This is a genomic window from Polyangium jinanense (assembly GCF_028435265.1).
GTDB classification, from domain to species: domain Bacteria; phylum Myxococcota_A; class Polyangia; order Polyangiales; family Polyangiaceae; genus Polyangium; species Polyangium jinanense.
Genome location: NZ_JAGTJK010000024.1, coordinates 173,019 through 189,534, shown reverse-complemented (window position 1 = coordinate 189,534; position 16,516 = coordinate 173,019). Strand labels below are relative to the sequence as shown.

The following is a 16,516-nucleotide window of genomic DNA, read 5'->3' as shown; positions in this document are numbered from 1 at the left end:
CGAACGGAGCGCAACATCGATCCGGGAGGTCCCGGGACCTGCGCGAACGGGTTCCCACACCGATCCGGAGGTCCCGCGACTTGCGGGAACGGGGTCGAAGACCGATGACGGAGGCCGAGGGACCTGCCCGCGCGGCGGAGAGGGGGTGAAAGGCGCTGCGATGAACTGCGCATCGCGCAGTTCATCGACCCCGGGTCCAGCGCTTGCACGGGTCCTGGTCCAGGGGCGGATAGCCCCGGTGGGGCCTGGGGCAACGCCCCAGCGCAGCGCCTCCCAAGATGAGACCAATGCTCAGCTCCCGGGCCGGGAGAGGGGTTGGGGGTAAGGGAATTTCTGCTCGGGATCACGGCTCCCATTCCAACCCCCCTCGCCCCATTCAGGTCGGATCGTGACTTTTCCCGCGACGAACCAATTCCACATTTGGTCGTTGAGTTTCGCCCTGATTTGTGGAACAAAACAAGCGACGCCAGCCGGCGCTAGAACACCGACCGGCGTCTCCCCACAACCCCGACCGAACCGGAGTCATGAGTATGACAACGATACCGCTCCATCCGCCGCCGGCAAACTTTACGGCGTCGCACGCCTTGCTCGGCCGCCTTTACCTCGAACACCGCGATTTCCTTCGCCGCCTGCTTCTCAAGCAGGCCTTCCCCTCCGGTGATGTGGACGATGTCGTCCAGGAGGTCTTCGTCACGGCGTGGCGACGCCTCGAATGTCTGGTCACGCCGGAGCAGGCCCGGCCGTGGCTCGTGGTGATCGGGCTCAACCGTGCGAGCAATTATCGAAAGCTCGCGCGTCATGAGCGAGAGGTCTTCACGGGGCTCGCGGAGGAATGTCCCGAGCAGGAGCAGGACGACGCGTCGTCGCCCGATATGCTCTTGCAGGCGACGTACGGGCTGTTCCGGCTGAAGCGCTTCCTCTTGAAGATCGGCCCGCGCATCCGTGCGGTGGTCGTGCCGTACCTGGAAGGCCGTTCGATCCGGGAGATCGCCGAAGCGCTCGGCATCAAGACGAAGACCGCCTACGCCCGCATCTCCCTCGCCCGACGGCACCTGCAAAGGCTCGCGCTCGCCTGATCGCCTGCGTTTGCGTTTGCGTTTGCGTTTGCGTTTCCGCCTCCGCCTCCGCCTCCGCCTCCGCAAGCGGAACCGAGTTCTCGGCGGATTGAAGTTTTATTGCACCAACCCGATCATTTTTGTGGTCGATCCGCGCACGGATGACGATTGACTCCCCGGCGAACAGCGTATTAGATACCTAAATGCGTTCGATCCCCAGGATCCGCCTGAGCACCGCACTGCTCGGATGGCTCGTAATGGCGAGCGCCGGATGCGGCGAACCCTCTGGCGGACGGGATCCCGTGGCCGAACCGCATGCATTCCCGCTCGAGATCCTCGGCGCGCCGGGGACCGAGGTCACGGTCACCCTCGAGGTCCCGGCCGCGCTTTCGACGCGCCCGACCCTTTCGCTCGAGGTGACGGCGGACAACATCGTCGCGGGTGAGGCCGCGTTTGTTGCGGTGAACGACGGGGCGCCGATCGACCTCGGCGCGTCGGGCCTGGGGCTCCGCCGCCCCTTCGGCGGTACGGGACGCGGCACGATCCCGCTCGCTGCCGGCGCGGTGAAGACCGGCAAAAACCGGATTGCCTTCAGGTATGCCCGCCAGGTGCCCGACGTCTCGGGCTTCCGCGTCCTCGGCTTGGCAATCCGCGCGCCCGACGACCCTGTGAACCAGGTCGAACTCGAGCTCCCGTGGGACGACCCGGCCACGTGGACCGCTCCCCTCCCCGATCCCGCGGCCGTCGAGCGGGGACGCACCTACTTCACGACCACCTCACGCGACGGCGGCCCGACCTGCGCCCGCTGCCACGCCGACGACGGCGCGGATCTCGCCGTCTTTGCCTTCTCGAACCACAGCATCCAGGCGCGCGCGGAGCACCACCTGTTTTCCCCCGAGGAAGCCGCAGCAATCGCGAGTTATATCCGCTCCCTGCCGGTTGCCCCCGTGGGGCGGGTCCACGATCCGCCGTTTCAGCCTGGGCCCGGCATGCATGGCGAAGCGGGGGCCGGATATGACGCGGTCCTTGCCGACGACGACGCGCTCGGCGCGGTCCTCTTCCCTGACGGCCTCCCCGCCGAGCCCGCCTGGGATGCGCTCGCCTCGCTCGATACCTCGCAGCTCCCGAGCCCGGTCGAAGTGCCGACCTGGCTGCGCTGGCTCCCGCGCAAGATCGATCCGGGCTGGTTCACGCGTGGAGACGGACTCCTCGCCAGCACCGAAGCGGCGCTCGCCGATCCGGGGACACTCGCCGACGCGCTCGCCTTCCAATCGGCGGCGATCCAGATCGGCAAAGAGCTCCTCATCCAGGAGGGGGACCACCAGGGCCGAATCGAGCTTCTCCGCTACGCCGCGGTGAAGCTATGGGCCTGGCAGCGTGCGCACGGCGGCTACGAAGGCGCGGACAACGGCTTCCCCGACGGCGGCCCGGCCTTCCCCTACGAGGTGGGCTTCGCCTTCTTCGAGGCCGGGCTCGCCGAGGCGGTGCCGCATGCGATGGCGCAGGCGCTCTCTTGGTGGGTCGCGCAGATCGCCGTCAACCCTGGGCGAGGTTTTTCAAATGGCGAGCGACCACTCAATTGGCGCGACGTCCTCCTGGTCGCGGAGGACGCCGGGCAAGGACCGTCCACCATGACCTTTTTCCACCTCCTGGGGAGCTGGGAAGAGTCACGCGGGGCCCTCGCCGACGACTTCGGCACCGCGCAGGGCCCCGTGCGCCTGCTCGCCGTGCCCCTCCTCCACGTGGACGTGGCGACGCGCGAGGCGCTCTTCCGCCGCTTCTTCCGGCGTGAGGCCACGTTCCTCGCCGAGGGCGGTACGCTCGCGCCCAACCATCACACCCTCCTTGCGAACGCCTGGCAGAGCGTCTGCGGGGAGTTCTCGGCCGCGCAGCGTCAGGGGCTGCGCGACGTCGCGCCGGCCGAGCTCGAGCCGGACCTCACCGCCTGCCAGGAGAACTCGCCATGAGAGGACGTCGTCTTGCTTTGACAGGGCTCACCATCGCGCTGCTCGTCATGCCGTTCGCCCTCGTCGCATGTGGAGGCGACGACCCCGGCGCCATCAAGGATCCCCCGAGCATTGCGGCGGCCTGCGAAGGGGACGCGTGCTCCTTCTGCGACCCGAAGGTGTGGGGCGGCGTGACACCGGACGCCACGACCGATCTCGTCATCCCCGACGGGATGACGGTCGTCGTGGATTGCGCGGCCGAAGCGCACACGCTCCGCGTCGAGGCCGGCGGGACGCTCGCCGCCTCGCGCAAGGTCTCGGCGACCCTCACCATGCACGGAAACCTCGTCGTCGCGGGGACCGTGGACTACGGGACCCCGGAGGGGCGGATCCCGGCCGGCGTGACCGCCGAGATCATCTTCACCGGCATGAAAGACGAGGGCTACCAGGGCACCCCGTCCGTCGAGGCGGGCGACGATGGGTCGACCTCGGTCGAGACCCCGATCCAGATCGTCGACGGTGACATCGGGCTCTGGGTGGCAGGGAGCGGTCGCCTGCTGGCTGCGGGCCAGGAGAAGCGCGCCTGGGGTCGGCTGACGGACGGGGCAGGCCCGGCGGACCTGACCTTCACCGTCGACGACGCGTCAGGATGGCAGGTGGGGGACCGCGTCACGCTCACGCCGACGGTGCCGCGCAGCGCGGGCGAGACCTGGGCGAGCCAGTTCGATGAGGCGAAGATCGCGGCCGTGGAGGGCAACACGGTCACCCTCGAGGCCGAGCCGAGCTACGCGCACGACGGCTGCAGCGATTGCATGCGGCGGGGAGAGGCCGCGAACCTGACCCGAAACGTCGTCATCCGGTCGGCGGACGACACCAGCCACGCGCACATCATGGTCCTGGAGCAGGGGATCGCGCAGCTCGACAGCGTCGAGCTCCGGTGGCTCGGGCCTGAGAAATGCGGCGGGCCCGCGCGCCGGGCTGCCCTTTATTTCGGCGCGCAAAAGGAAGCGTCCGACCCGTCCTTCGTGCGCCACGCCGCGATCTGGGGCGGGCAGAAGGGCTTCGTCGTGATCGAGAAGTCCCACGGCATCGAGGTCTCGGACGTCGCCGGCTACGACGCGTATGGCCCTGGGTTCTCGATGTTCTACGACACGAACGGCTGCGGTACGCGCTGCGCTGATCGGGCGGAGAGCGCGCCCCACGGCATCGTCTTCGATCACGTCCTCGCGGCGAAGGTGGGCGCGGCGAAGCGCGACGAGGAAGGGGCTTGCCTGCGCATCGAGCATCGCCTGGCCGGGTTCGAGCACAGCGGCGGCGAGGGCTCGGGCGCCCGCGACTGCGTCGCCGTCGGTATCGGCTGGGAGGGCAGTGGCTCGGACGTCGCCGGGTTCGGTTGGACCGAGGGGGGGTCGGGGCGCCCGGACGACTTCACCTTTACCGGCAACGTGACCCATAACAGCGGCGGGCACGGCGCGATGGTGTGGCACAACGACGACGAGCACATCCAGGCCCCGTACACGAACAACGAGTTCTGGTCGAACGGAGGCTACGGCATCCACTGGGGCGCCTATGGCAACCCGTTCGAGTTCGACGGCGTCACGATCGTCGACAACGGGCTCGACAGCGTCGCGATCAAAGCCATCCCCGCGACCGATCGCCCGCGCATGGTCGACGTCACGCTCGAGAGCGTCACCATTCTGTCCTACGTCTTCGTGCAGACGATTCCGGCGACCTTCCGGAACTTGACCTTCACGGGGACGCGCCCGGTCGGCGTCAGCCGCACGTTCCAGGAGGCCTGCCCCGACGCTGCCAAGGATGACGACCCGAACGATCCCGACTGCATCCGTGACTGGCTACGCTTCGAGAACATCTCCTTCGCGGCGGGCATGAAACCGTTCGATTTCGGAAACGCCCCGAACAAGCACTCGGTCTGGGAGATCCGCGGCTTCTCGAGCCCCGACCACGCCATGCTCCCCGCGGACTTCGATCTCTATCGCGCCGACAACGAAGTCCCCGGCGGCTCGTACTACGAGCCGTTCGACGCCTGGCTCGTGCCGCGCTGAGTCCCCCGAGCAGGGGGCCGCCACGGGCCCGTCACGTCATCACGAACGAGCGCGCGCCACCGCGGCGAGCGCTCGCGTGGAGAGCGCGCTCGGCGCAAGCTCCTCGGCCCGGCGCAGATCCGCCTCGGCCTCGTCGAGCGACCCCGCACGCAAAGCAAACAGGCCCCGCGTCAGGTGCGCGCGCGCCCGATCCACGTCCCTGGCCTTCTCCCGGGCCACTTGCTCGTCGGGGGTCCAGAACCCTCGTTCCTTGCCCTCCGCATCCACCGTGAAGGCCATGGCCACCGCGGCGCGCGCCTCGTCGCGGCGATTCAGGGCGTCGAGCAGCACGGCGCGGGTCGTGTGGTAGGGCGCGTGGTTGTCGAGCTCGAGGGCCCGATTCACGTCGGCGAGCGCCGCTCCGTGTTCGCCCCGGGCCCAGGCGCGGCTCGCGCGCTGGTGATAGGCGGCCGCGAGGGGGAGTTTTACGTAGTCCCGATAGCCGTCTCGCAGCGCATCGGATTGCAAGAGCGCCTCGCCGTCGGCGATGACCACGTCCCAGTCGGGATAAAGCCGGGGCAAGGTCCGCACGACGGGAAACCCCTGGATGCGGGAGGACGGCACGCGGGCGAGGACGGCGAAGAGGCTGGCCAGGGAAGCGGCGTCCTTGATTCCGGCGGCCTCAGGCCCCTCCTCGCGCATGCGCACGAGCGTCTGGAATGCCTCGCCAGGGGCAGGATCGAGGGTTTCTCCAGCCGAACGGCCCATGGCGAGCAACGAGAAAAAGAAACAAGCGATCTGCCAGAGGTCGTGCTGGATCGGATCGATCGACCAACTCCAGCGCGGATGGTCGGACTCTCGTTCGTGGTCCTCGGCGAGCTCGAGCGCCTCGAGCAAGTCGACATCCTCGACGCCCGGGACGAGCCAACGAATCTGCCAATGCCCATTCTCCTCGACGAGCCGCAGGTGCGACGGGCCGAACACCAGGGGGCCGCACCCGCGCGCATGCAGCCGCGCCGCGACCTCACACGCCTGGAGCGCGCACGCCGCCGCGGCCTCGATCCCCAGGGACGGCCAGGGCCGCGCGGGCGGCGGCTCCGCGAAGACGACGCCCGGACCGACATAGAGCACGGGCACCGTGTACGGGAGCGCGAGCGATTGCACGGTCCGGGCAACGGTCTCGGTCGCAAGGTCGTGCCTCCAGTCGAACGGGTATCCCCGCGGATGGACTTGCACGCGCGCGCCGGATTGCCGATCGGTCCCGTGCAGCCAGTATTCGTCCTTCGGCGAGAGGCCCGGCTGGATGTTCCTGTGCCAGAGCCGCGTGAACTTCCAGAGCACCCTCCGTTCGCCGGCGATCTCCTCCGGATTGCCGTCCACCACGAAGCGCCCGTCGCCCGGGTACGACTTCATCGCCGCCCCGCGCGAGCAAGGGCGCGCCCGCGCTGCGCCGCGACGAGCGCCGTCCCTCCGGCCATCCCGAGGGCGAGCAAGGGCAAGAGCCGACGCGCCAGCGCATCCTCGAGCGGCACCTCGGGCGTGGGCGCGGGGTGCTCGTCCCAGTCGGTCGGGCGCTCGGGCTCCGGCAGGATATCGGCGCGCGCAGCACCTGCCCAGAACAACGCGGTGAGGAGCACGAGGCCACAAACGCCGAGGGTGCGTCGTCGCATGGACGCGACGATATCATGGTTGGAAGGCGGCTGGAATCACCTCCTGCGTCCGCGCGCGGGCTCCTGCCACACGAGCGCCGGCCCGAAGCCCCAGAGCCGTTTCTCGACGCGCGCGAGCAGCGACGGGGCGGCAATCAGGCCCGTGGGCGAACGGCTCGCGTCACGGATCGCGAGCCAGCTCTCGACCAACATCGGCGGCACCGAGAATCGCTTCCGTGGGGCCCGCGCACCTTGGATGCGCAATGCGAGGGCCTCCACATCGGGATGCTCGCCGAGCTGTCTGCGCAGAGCGGCGAGCGCCTTCTTCAAGATTGAAGTGTGCTCCTCGCTCGGCTCACCGAGGGCGAGCAGCAGATACGCGCCGAGGAGGCGGAGCATCGGGTCTTCGCGGCTCGTCTCGATCACATTCGCCAGCATCTCTGCGTTGCCTGCGGCTCGGCGCTCTCGAAACGCGAGGCGGACTAGCTCCGTCGTGCGCAGCGCGGGTCGTTTGGGCTCGAAGGATGTCTGACCGAGGAAAACGGCCGCGCCCTGCAGATCGGCGCGCCGGCCGCCGGGGCCGTCGCTGTAATTCCGAAGGAGGAGGAAGACCTGGGTTTGACGCTCGCGCGTCGTGACGACGGTCTGGCTCAACGTGCCATGCGGCGTCTCCACGGAGAGGCGGTAGACGCCGGGATCGAGCTCGACATTGCAGGTCGCCCACGGCCCGTCGGTCCCGGGACCACGCTTCGATTGGCGCTCGAAATCGACGAGCACACGCCCTTCGGCGTCACGCAGCGAGAGCCCGGCCGCAGGATGCGCGGCGGGAGGCATCGGGAAGGGCCCCGGGGGTGGAGCGTCGCGCACGCCGAGGAAAAACTCGCTGCCCTTCCCCATCTTCACACCGGGGACGCGGCTCTCGCGCCTCGCCTGCGCGCGGTACGCCTCCGGAGAGGCCGTGTTTTCGAGCGGCGCGGGCGACATGAAAAACCTCTCGTCCGCCAGGTTGACGAGCTCGACGAGCGGCATCCTCAGCGTCGGTCCACCAATGGCTGGCTCCCCCTGAAGCGTGCCGTCGTCCCACGTGACGCGGATGGTCTTGGGGTCGGCGCCGGCGTCGCCCGACACCACGAGGTAAACGTAATTGAGGAGAGATCCCGTGCGCGCCTGGAGCTTGAAGAGCCCAGCCCGTTTCATCTCCACCACGTGCTCCCCGCCTCGGGTCGGCTCGATGGGATGGGCCTCGAACGCCCCGTCGACGAGGAAATAATCGATTCCGGGATTCGCAAACGCGAAGGCCAGCCGGTCGTGGACGCGCGCTTCCCTGTAGCCCTTCGCGAAGTTGATCTCCGCTGCCCCGCTGGGGCTATATCCGGGCAACTCCAACACCTCCGAGCGTCCGCCGATTCGCGCAAGGTAAAACCCCGCGGGGAGGTCGAGCTCGACGCGCTCGCTCCGGGGCGTCTGCCGGACGACCGGTCGAAGGTCGCCGTCGAGCACGACGAGCTCTTCGCCGACCAGTTCCGGCCAGACGTGGATCACGAGCTTGAACCTCGCCTGCGGCGCGCGCGCGAGGAGGAGTTTCGTCACCTGGGGATCGTCGAAAGGCGTATACGGCTCCTTGCCGATGCTCGGATTGGGGTTCGCCCGCATCTCCACGGGGAGGAGCTTCCGCATGTTGGCGTGCAGGTAATTGGCGAGCGCTCCGGCCGTGAGGTTCCCCTGCTCGTCGCTCGCGCCGCCGCGAAGGCCCATGAGGAGCGCCCGGGTGAACACGCCCATCGGCTTGCCGTCGAAGTCGAGCTCACGCGCCTCCCGGTCGGATTTGGCCGCGTGCATGAACACGAGCTGCGTCTCCGAGCCGCCCGCGGGTTGCTCCCTCGTGCAACCGGATGGATCCGTTGGGGTCTGCGGGCCCGGCGTCGCGCAGCAGTCCATGAAAACGACGACCTGCTTGAAAAGCGCGGGATTGACGACGCACGCCCGGACGAGCCTGGGGATGTTCGCATGGTTGAATTTGCGCGTCGTCGCGTTCGCCGTCAAAAGAACGTTCGCGTCGATGGTCCCGTACTCGAGCATCTGGCAACCATGACCGGAGACGTACAGGTAAAGCCGCCTCGCCTGCGGCCCATTGTCCTCCGCCTTTGCCTGCACCTCGTCGAGGATCGTCGTGACAGCGCCGGCGACGGTGACCTCGTTCGGCTGGGCGACGGCGGCGCTCCTCGGCTCGGGGGGAATGAAATCGGAGGAGAGGATCAGCCGGGCTTGCGAGGCCGGAACGTCGCCGCCGCGCGGATCGGTCACCCACGCGTAAAACGCCTTCGCATCGTTCTCGGGGCCCCGCAGATCCAGGTGCAGCCCGGGGTAACGCCAGATGCCCACCACGATGGCCCAATCGTTCTTGGCCATGACGATCGCCCTCCCCTCGGTGCATCGATCACGGATACTGCTGCCGGATGAACGCCCTGTCCGTCGGCGAGAGGTCGTTGTTCCAGCCGACTTCGAGCCCATCGAAGTTCCAGCTCTTCTTGATCCGGTAGAGCATGATCGAGGAGGGATCGAATTCCGTATAATTCGTATCCTCACGCACCTCGAAGATGTTTTTCCGGATGATCTCCCGGCTCCAGTGGTTGGGCGGGCCGGAGAGGTCGGCGTAGACCTGCTCCTCGTTCCAGTGGATGCCCGCGGCAGGGCTCATGTGCTCGTGCGTGAGGCCGAGAGCATGGCCGAATTCGTGGAGAACGACGGCGCGCATCATCTCGTCGGGCGTTTCCTCGTCGAATCCGCCGAAGTTCATCGTCGGCTGCGTCGCGTCGGTGAAGGGCGACGCCAAACACTCCTTTCCGATGGCCGACCAGTGTCCCTGGTACTTGAAGGAGATCCGGATCGGGGTGGCCGCGGGTTTGCGGCGGAAGACGAACCGGAGGTTCGCGAGGCCGAGCGCGGTCCACTCCTTGGCGAAGGTTTTCACCCTTTCCTGGACCGAGGGGACGCCGTCCAGAAAGCACACCTCGATGCGATCCCCGGGGTTCCATTTCGCCCCTCGGACGAGCGCCGCCCGAGGTTTCCCCGAAATCACCTCACCCACGAGCAAGGATCCACAAAAATCAGATTCCGTACGGTCACTCATGATGCCCCTCCTCGCGCCTGGCGTCGTGATGAAATTGGAGCCGGGGGCGCGCGCGGCAAGGCGTCCTCTTGGACCTCGCGGGACGGACCATTACGTTTCCCTCGTAACCCAAGACGCGCGGACGCGAGGAGGAACGATGACCCGACGTGGAAGAATAAACATCCGAACGCTGGCCGCAATGCTCATCACGCTCGGGGCCATCGCGGCGGGGTGTGAAAAGAAGCCCCCCGACCGCGCGAATTCAGGGGAATCACGACAGACGGTGACCGTCACGCTCGACGAGGACAGCGTGGCGCAAGGTACCCAGATGGATGCGACCCAGGTGCGCGTCGACATCCGCAGCCAGACCGGGGCGTTGCAGCTCCGAGCCGATTTCCAGGCTATCGGGCCGCAGAGTACCCTCGTCACGTACACGTCGTTCCCGACGGGGACAGACGGGGACACGTCGACGCAACCGCAGACCGCGTCCGCGCAAATGGACGCCGAGCTGCCGACGGTCGACCGCGCGATCGTCGGGGCCGCCCTCATCCAGGCCCAGGTGTCCCGCGCGATCCATTATTACTACGACAACTGGGGTTGTGACTTGCCGTCGGCGATCCGCGGGCCGACGAGCTGCGGTCCGAAGGGGCGTTGCTGCGACATCCACGACGCGTGTTACAGGGAGCACGACTGCGGGGCCGGCAGCTGGCTCCGGCCGTGGACCCAGTGCCACATCCGCTGCAATATCCCGGCCGTCGCCTGCTTCACGAGCAGCACCTTCCACCCCGGCCCGAGCGAATGTTGCGCCCGCGGAAACTGCGGTGAGCCTCGATGACGTGACGAGAAATGGCCCGGCGCCTCGCCCCCGCCTGCCTGGTTTTCGTCCACGCGTGCACGCGTGGCCCCGAGGACGGGGCGCGTGAAGCTCCTACGGCCATCGTCGGCGGGCAGATCGCGGCCCCGGGAGAATGGCCGACCGCGGTATCGTCCGGGCGATGCGACGGCACGCTCGTGCATCCGCGGCTCGTGACCACGGCAGCACATTGCCTCGCCCGCGGCACGCCCGCTTCGTTTTCCCTCGGGGAGGCGCGTGATCACGCCGTCCGCACGGTGGCCGTCGACCGCTGCATGGGCCATCCGGACCATGAACGGATCCAGGGCGCCGACGTGGCTTTTTGTCTCCTCCGCGAGGCCGTGGACGACGTCCCGATCGCGCCCGTCCTTTCCGTGTGCGAGGCTGCCGAGCACCTCGTCCCCGGGGCCACGGCCATTCTGGTCGGATTCGGGGCCGCCGGCGAAGACGAGCCCGGCGGCGGCCTGAAACGGTGGGTCGTCGTGCCCGTTCACGGGACCCAGGCCGAAGCGCGGGAGGTCCTCGTCGGCAGCCGCGAAAGAGGCGCCTGCACGGGCGACTCGGGCGGCCCCGCATATCTCGAGCTTCCGGATGGCACGTGGCGCGCGTTCGGCGTTTCGAGCCGCATGGCTCCGAGCACGGACATGGACCCGGCCGATCCCTGCGCGGGGAAGGCCATCTACACGTCGATCCCCGCGCATCTCACGTGGATCGAGGAAAGCTCCGGGATCGACCTCACGCCTTTCGAGGAGCGCTGCCCCCGCGCAGCTCGGCGTCCATGAAGGCGCGCGCATGATTTTCGGGCAGCGCCCATTGCGCTATGAAGCCCGGACACAACATTCGGAAATGGGAAAGGGGGTGCCGTATGGCCGTGAGAGGTCAAAAGGGAAAGTCCGCTCTTCGGATCGCCAAAGGATTCGTCGCCGAGCAACTGGACGAAAGGCTCGAAGAGGAGCCCGTCGTGCTGGAGGAGGTCGATCCCTCCGAGGGCACGGCGCCGCCCGAGGATTGGGACACGCATGCCCACGAGGACGACGAAGACGTCTGGGAGGGCGTGGAGACGAGCGTCGCGGCGGGCAAGTCGAGCCTCGAAGCCGGGCGGGCAAAGCCACGGTCCATCAATGGATTCAGCGTGGGCCCCGCGAAACGCATCGGGGTGAAGACGTATCGCGTCCCGGGTACGAATGTATCCCTGCCGGTCCGCGCGATCATCGCCCCGCTGCTCATCGGCTTCGCCAAGGAATTCCACCAGAAGGTGGAGAAGCTCCGCAAGGGCTGGTGCTGGGGGCACGCGAATCGCAACATCCGCGGCTCGAAGCGGCCCTCGTTCCACGCGGCCGGCATCGCCATCGATCTGAACGCGCCGAAGCACCCGCTGGGGCGCAAGGGCACGTTCAGCGCGGCCCAGCGCAAGACGATCAACGCGCTTTGCAAGAAGTACGGCCTTCGCTGGGGAGGCAACTACCGCCGCCGCAAGGACGAGATGCACTTCGAGGTGATCTTGCCCCGCGCGAAGGCGGTGGCGCTGGCGAAGCGGATCCAGAAGGGCGGGGCGCGGTAGCGCCGAGGCGAATTCGGAGGGAGGGTCGGCCATGCGAAGGGGCGCGCAAAACCCATTCACGATCACGTTGCTCGACGTGGGAGCCGAGCAATACGGCGATGCCGTGCTCTGCCGGTTCGGCACGGTCTCCGTGCTGATCGACGGGGCGCACCCGGGCAATGCTCGTCGCAAAGGCGGTCACCTCGCGATCCAGGAGCAACTCCGGCCGCTCCTGCCCACGCGGGGAGACGCGTCCCAGGTGACCCTCCTCCTCATTTCGCACGCGCATCAGGACCACATCGGGTGCCTGCCGCGGCTCGTGCGCGACGGGCACCTCGTCGCCGAATGGGCACTCGTGCCCGATCCGGACCTCGCCTGGGGGAGCACCACGCGAGAGACCGGAACCGAGGCGTCGAAAGCGGCGCTGCGCATTGCGGAGGCGCTGCGCGAGGAGCCCCTGGAGGGTGAGTCGCCGGCCGAGGAGAGCGCGTTCATCGAGTCCGCGCAGAGCCTCGAAACCGAATACCGCGAGATGCTGGAGACGCTCACCCGGAACGGGACGCGGGTTCTGCATTTCAAGGGGAGCGACGACCCGGCGCTGCGGCCGCTCGTGGAGGCGCTCGCGGAGGGCGGCGTCACCTTGAAGATCCTCGGCCCGAGCGGGCGGCACGTGGCCGCCTGTGCCGAGGGCATCGCGGGCAACCTCGATGCCTTGCGCACCGAGATTCAAAGGGCGCTCGAGGTCGCCGCGCCGGGCGGGAGCGAGGAATCGGGCGAGGCGCGCGAGCTCTCCGTCTATCGGAGGTATGCCGAAAGCTTCGCGGCCGAGCGCGAGGAGCCCGAGGGGACGGAGGCGGCCGGGATGCCGCGGGTGTCGAATTTCGTGAACCTCCAGAGCTCGGTGTTGCTCCTCGAATACCGCGAGAAAAAACTCCTCTTCACGGGGGACATGCAACTCGCGGATCCGCAGACGAAGGATCGGACGATCCTCGCCGGGATGCGCGCGCTCACGAAGGCCATCCGGGAGCATTCGCCGTACGATTTCGTCAAGCTCTCGCACCACGGGAGCCACAACGGGATCAGCGCCGAGCTCGTCGACATCATGGGGCACCCGCCGCTGCTCGGTGTCTGCGCCGGCGAGAAGAGCCGCCGGCACCCGCACCCGGAGACGCTGGAGCTCATGAAGACCGTGGTCGCCGAGCGGCGCGGGCGGTGGGCGCGGACCGACGTCAATGGGCTCAGCACGATCTCATTCGACACGGACGAGCCGACCGTGGCCGTGTCCTGCGGCCGCATCAATGACGCGAGCCCGCCGCGGGGGCCTTCGCGGCGGCGGAGGAGATCGACCTCCGCGGAGGCGGGATCGGCCCGGCGTTCGCGCGGAGAATCCATCGTTTCGGGTCCCTGCGTCGCGCCGGCCCGGGGAGAGGAGAGCGCGTCCATAAAGGAAGGGGGGAGCATCATGAACGAAAGGAGAGCATCGGCGAACGAGGCAGGCCGCGTGACCGGCGGCCACGAATCTCACGCGAGCGAACGGGAGCGCCGCTCGTGCACGGGCTCGACCGAGGCGGCCGCCGTCGAGAGACCTGCGAGCCTCCTCGAATACGTGCCGGGGTATCAGCGGCCGAGGGCCCTCGATGCCGCGGCCACGAGCCCGCCCGACAAATTTCTCCTTCCCCCGCGCCTCGCCGGCAGCGGGGCCCCGGTCTTGCAATCAATCGACGCCGACGCCGACGCTCCGCGGGAGGCCACGGAGGCTTCACGCATGCATGCGGTCCAGGGCCCCCAGTTCATCGTGATCGGTCCGGATGATCGGGTCCGGGTCCCGCGACCCGAGGACGCTCCTTACCGGGCGATCTGCGCCCTCCGGATCACCGGCGTCAATGGTGGGCTGTATGTCGGCACCGGATGGCTCATCGATCCCCGTATCGTCGTCACGGCGGGGCATTGCGTGTACGATTGCGATGCGATGGGCGGGTGGGCGTCGTCGATCGAGGTGATTCCGGCGCTCGACGGTGCTCGGCGGCCCTTCGGATCCGTCGTGTCGAAGCGCTTTCGCTTGGTGTCCGGGTGGCTCGAAGACCAATCCTCGGAGTACGATTACGGCGTGATCCTGCTCGACAAGCCGGTCCAGTTGAACGAGGGCTTTTTCGTACCCGAGGTCCTGTCCACCGCGGAGCTCAAGGGCGCGCAAGTCAACATCGCGGGATATCCGACGGATCGTGACGCCGCGACACGCATGTATTATCAAGCGCGCGCGCTGAAAGGCATCGGGGCCCGCATCGTTCAGTACGACATCGACACCTTCCGCGGGCAGAGCGGCGCCCCGGTATGGCTCACGCGCCCGGACGGGACGCGCGCCGTGATCGCGATTCACACGAGCGGCCCTTACGGCAACGTCCTCTTGAACTCGGGCGTGCGCATCACGGCGGACGTGCTCGCGAGCCTGCGGCAGTGGGCCCAGGAGGCGAAGCCTGCGCGGCTCTCTGGGCGTCGTCGTGGCTTCTTGGCTGCGAAGGCGGACCTCGCGGTGGAAAGCGGGCTCGTACCTTCGCCGGCAATGCCGGTCCAGGAAATCGTGGGCAATGTGGTCGACGAGAAAAACCGCCCGCTCGCCGGGGCCACCGTGACGATTTCCCGCCGCGGCGCGCCCACGATTGCCACGACCTCCGCGCAGGACGGCTCCTTCTCGTTGCCCGTCGTGCATCCCGGGCGCCACACGCTGAAAGCGCATTCCAGCGATGGAACGGCCGTCATGGCCGTCACGCGCGAACAAGCGTCCCCCGTGGCGCTCGTCCTTGCGTCGCAGGCCGAAATTCCGGCGAAAAACACCGAGGCGGGCGTGGCGAAGCCTGCCGGCGCGCTCGTGAAGGCCGTGCAAGCCGCGCCCGCGAAGAAGGGCACGACGCGGGGCAGGCTCACCCTGGCCGAGCTCCGCGCCATCATGCCGAACCTCTCGGCGGCGCGGGCTCGGAAATGCTTGCCGCACCTCAACAAGGCCATGAAGGAGTTCGGCATCAACACGAAAAAGCGAATGGCGGCTTTCCTCGCACAGCTCGCGCACGAGAGCGGCGAGCTCGTGTATTTCGAGGAGCTCGCGTCCGGCGATGCGTACGAGGGACGCAAAGATCTCGGGAATACCCGCCCCGGGGACGGCAGGCGTTACAAGGGCCGGGGCCCGATCCAGATCACGGGGCGCAGCAACTACCGCGCGGCGGGCAAGGCCCTCCGGATCGACCTGGAAAAGAATCCGAAGCTCGCCGCCCGTATCCACGTGGGCTTCCGCATTGCAGGGTGGTACTGGAAGACCCGCAAGCTGAATGCCCTCGCGGACCGGGGCGACTTCAAGAAAATCACGTACCGCATCAATGGCGGTTACCGGGGGCTCTCGCGCCGGACCGTGTACTACCGCCGCGCGCTACGGGTCCTCGCCTGATACCGGGGACGCGTTCCGCCTGCTGCGTCTCCCTCAGTGAGTCACCGAACTGGAGAAGATGTTGACGATGACGACCCCGGCGACGATGAAGCCGAGTCCAATCACTGCTGCCAGGTCCAGACGCTGGCGGAACACGACGTAGCCCACCGTCGAAATGAGGACGATGCCGAGACCGCTCCAGATCGCGTAGGCAATACCTATGGGTATGCTCTTGAGTGCATGCGACAGAAAGTAAAATGCGCCCAAGTAGCAGGCGGCCATGATTGCGGTTGGAATCGGCTTGGTGAACTGCTCCGACTTCTGCAGGAACGTCGTGCCCACGACCTCGAGCGCGATCGCGAGCCCCAACGCCCCGTAGGCTACATACGCTGTTGACACACCACGAAGATACCGACCGGCCGGTATCTTGTCAAACGCGCGAGAGGCTACCCGGCTCTCGGGCATCAATGTGAAACCGGGTCCGTCTCGCACTCCGACCCGTTATCCACGCATCTCCCAGCGCAACATTTCCCCGCACGAACGTCCGTCACTGGCGCGATCGGAAAGCAGTCGTTGAGCTGCCCGTCCGGCGTCGTCCGATCGAAGTGCACGCAGACAGCACGCCCGAGCGTGGCCACATCCCGGCACCATTCGGGGATCCAGGCGTCCCAATCATCCGGGTCGCACCATGCGTCCCACGTGCACGGGTTGCAGTCGTCGCAACCGTTCCAATCATGCTCGCCCGAACAGTCCTTGTCCCACGATTCATCGGGGTCGGGCATTTCCCTGCACCAGCCCTGCCCTTCCAGTGGCTCCTGCGAAGCGCAGCCGAAAACAAAAAGAAACGCAAGAAGGAACCTCACGAAGCCCTCTCTCCTCGCTCTTTTGGGCGGCCCCCACTGCGGGG

Annotated in this window: 12 protein-coding genes; 7 read left to right on the top strand and 5 right to left on the bottom strand. The window is 67.7% G+C overall.

The genetic code is table 11. The features are described 5' to 3' along the window. The first annotated feature begins 530 nt into the window (after positions 1 to 530). The 3 genes from KEG38_RS33565 (at position 531) to KEG38_RS33555 (ending at position 5,064) form a co-directional block, all read left to right on the top strand. Positions 531 to 1,076 carry an RNA polymerase sigma factor gene (locus tag KEG38_RS33565; protein ID WP_272424216.1) on the top strand — a complete coding sequence of 182 codons (546 nt, stop codon included), beginning with the start codon at positions 531 to 533 and terminating at the stop codon, positions 1,074 to 1,076. Positions 1,077 to 1,357: 281 nt separating this feature from the next. Then, positions 1,358 to 3,022 (top strand): hypothetical protein, encoded by a 1,665-nt coding sequence (locus KEG38_RS33560; RefSeq protein ID WP_272424214.1) that lies wholly within the window; start codon positions 1,358 to 1,360, stop codon positions 3,020 to 3,022. Continuing rightward, entirely contained in the window at positions 3,019 to 5,064 is a 2,046-nt protein-coding gene (locus KEG38_RS33555; protein ID WP_272424213.1) for a G8 domain-containing protein, read from the top strand. Before KEG38_RS33560 ends, KEG38_RS33555 begins: the two co-directional genes overlap by 4 nt. Before the next feature lie 39 nt (positions 5,065 to 5,103). Here KEG38_RS33555 and KEG38_RS33550 read toward each other — a convergent pair whose 3' ends face one another. From KEG38_RS33550 to KEG38_RS33535, 4 genes are read right to left on the bottom strand one after another with little or no spacing between them, the layout of a single operon-like run. After that, positions 5,104 to 6,456, bottom strand: a complete 1,353-nt coding sequence (locus KEG38_RS33550; RefSeq protein ID WP_272424212.1) for a hypothetical protein — start codon at positions 6,454 to 6,456, stop codon at positions 5,104 to 5,106. Next, positions 6,453 to 6,713 carry a hypothetical protein gene (locus tag KEG38_RS33545; RefSeq protein WP_272424211.1) on the bottom strand — a complete coding sequence of 87 codons (261 nt, stop codon included), beginning with the start codon at positions 6,711 to 6,713 and terminating at the stop codon, positions 6,453 to 6,455. Before KEG38_RS33545 ends, KEG38_RS33550 begins: the two co-directional genes overlap by 4 nt. A gap of 36 nt (positions 6,714 to 6,749) precedes the next feature. Then, a complete protein-coding gene (locus tag KEG38_RS33540; protein WP_272424210.1) occupies positions 6,750 to 9,101 on the bottom strand; it encodes a caspase family protein in 2,352 nt (783 codons plus the stop codon). 28 nt (positions 9,102 to 9,129) lie between these two features. Next, the gene (locus KEG38_RS33535) at positions 9,130 to 9,822 is read right to left on the bottom strand and encodes a zinc metalloprotease (RefSeq protein ID WP_272424209.1); all 693 of its coding nucleotides are present in this window, start codon (positions 9,820 to 9,822) and stop codon (positions 9,130 to 9,132) included. A gap of 136 nt (positions 9,823 to 9,958) precedes the next feature. Between KEG38_RS33535 and KEG38_RS33530 the strand changes: the two genes are divergently transcribed. The 4 genes from KEG38_RS33530 to KEG38_RS33515 all read left to right on the top strand — a co-directional run bounded on the left by KEG38_RS33530 (position 9,959) and on the right by KEG38_RS33515 (position 15,630). Beyond that, positions 9,959 to 10,636: a hypothetical protein gene (locus KEG38_RS33530; protein WP_272424207.1), complete on the top strand. Its 678-nt coding sequence runs from the start codon at positions 9,959 to 9,961 to the stop codon at positions 10,634 to 10,636. Positions 10,637 to 10,647: 11 nt separating this feature from the next. Continuing rightward, positions 10,648 to 11,436: a S1 family peptidase gene (locus KEG38_RS33525; protein ID WP_272424205.1), complete on the top strand. Its 789-nt coding sequence runs from the start codon at positions 10,648 to 10,650 to the stop codon at positions 11,434 to 11,436. Between the two features lie 83 nt (positions 11,437 to 11,519). Continuing rightward, positions 11,520 to 12,215, top strand: coding sequence for a M15 family metallopeptidase (locus KEG38_RS33520; protein ID WP_272424204.1), 696 nt, complete (start codon positions 11,520 to 11,522; stop codon positions 12,213 to 12,215). A 31-nt stretch (positions 12,216 to 12,246) separates the two neighbouring features. Then, positions 12,247 to 15,630: a glycoside hydrolase family 19 protein gene (locus KEG38_RS33515; protein WP_272424202.1), complete on the top strand. Its 3,384-nt coding sequence runs from the start codon at positions 12,247 to 12,249 to the stop codon at positions 15,628 to 15,630. Positions 15,631 to 15,663: 33 nt separating this feature from the next. On the opposite strand, the gene KEG38_RS33510 is transcribed toward KEG38_RS33515, so the two are convergent. Continuing rightward, a complete protein-coding gene (locus tag KEG38_RS33510; protein ID WP_272424200.1) occupies positions 15,664 to 15,978 on the bottom strand; it encodes a DMT family transporter in 315 nt (104 codons plus the stop codon). Positions 15,979 to 16,516 lie beyond the last annotated feature (538 nt).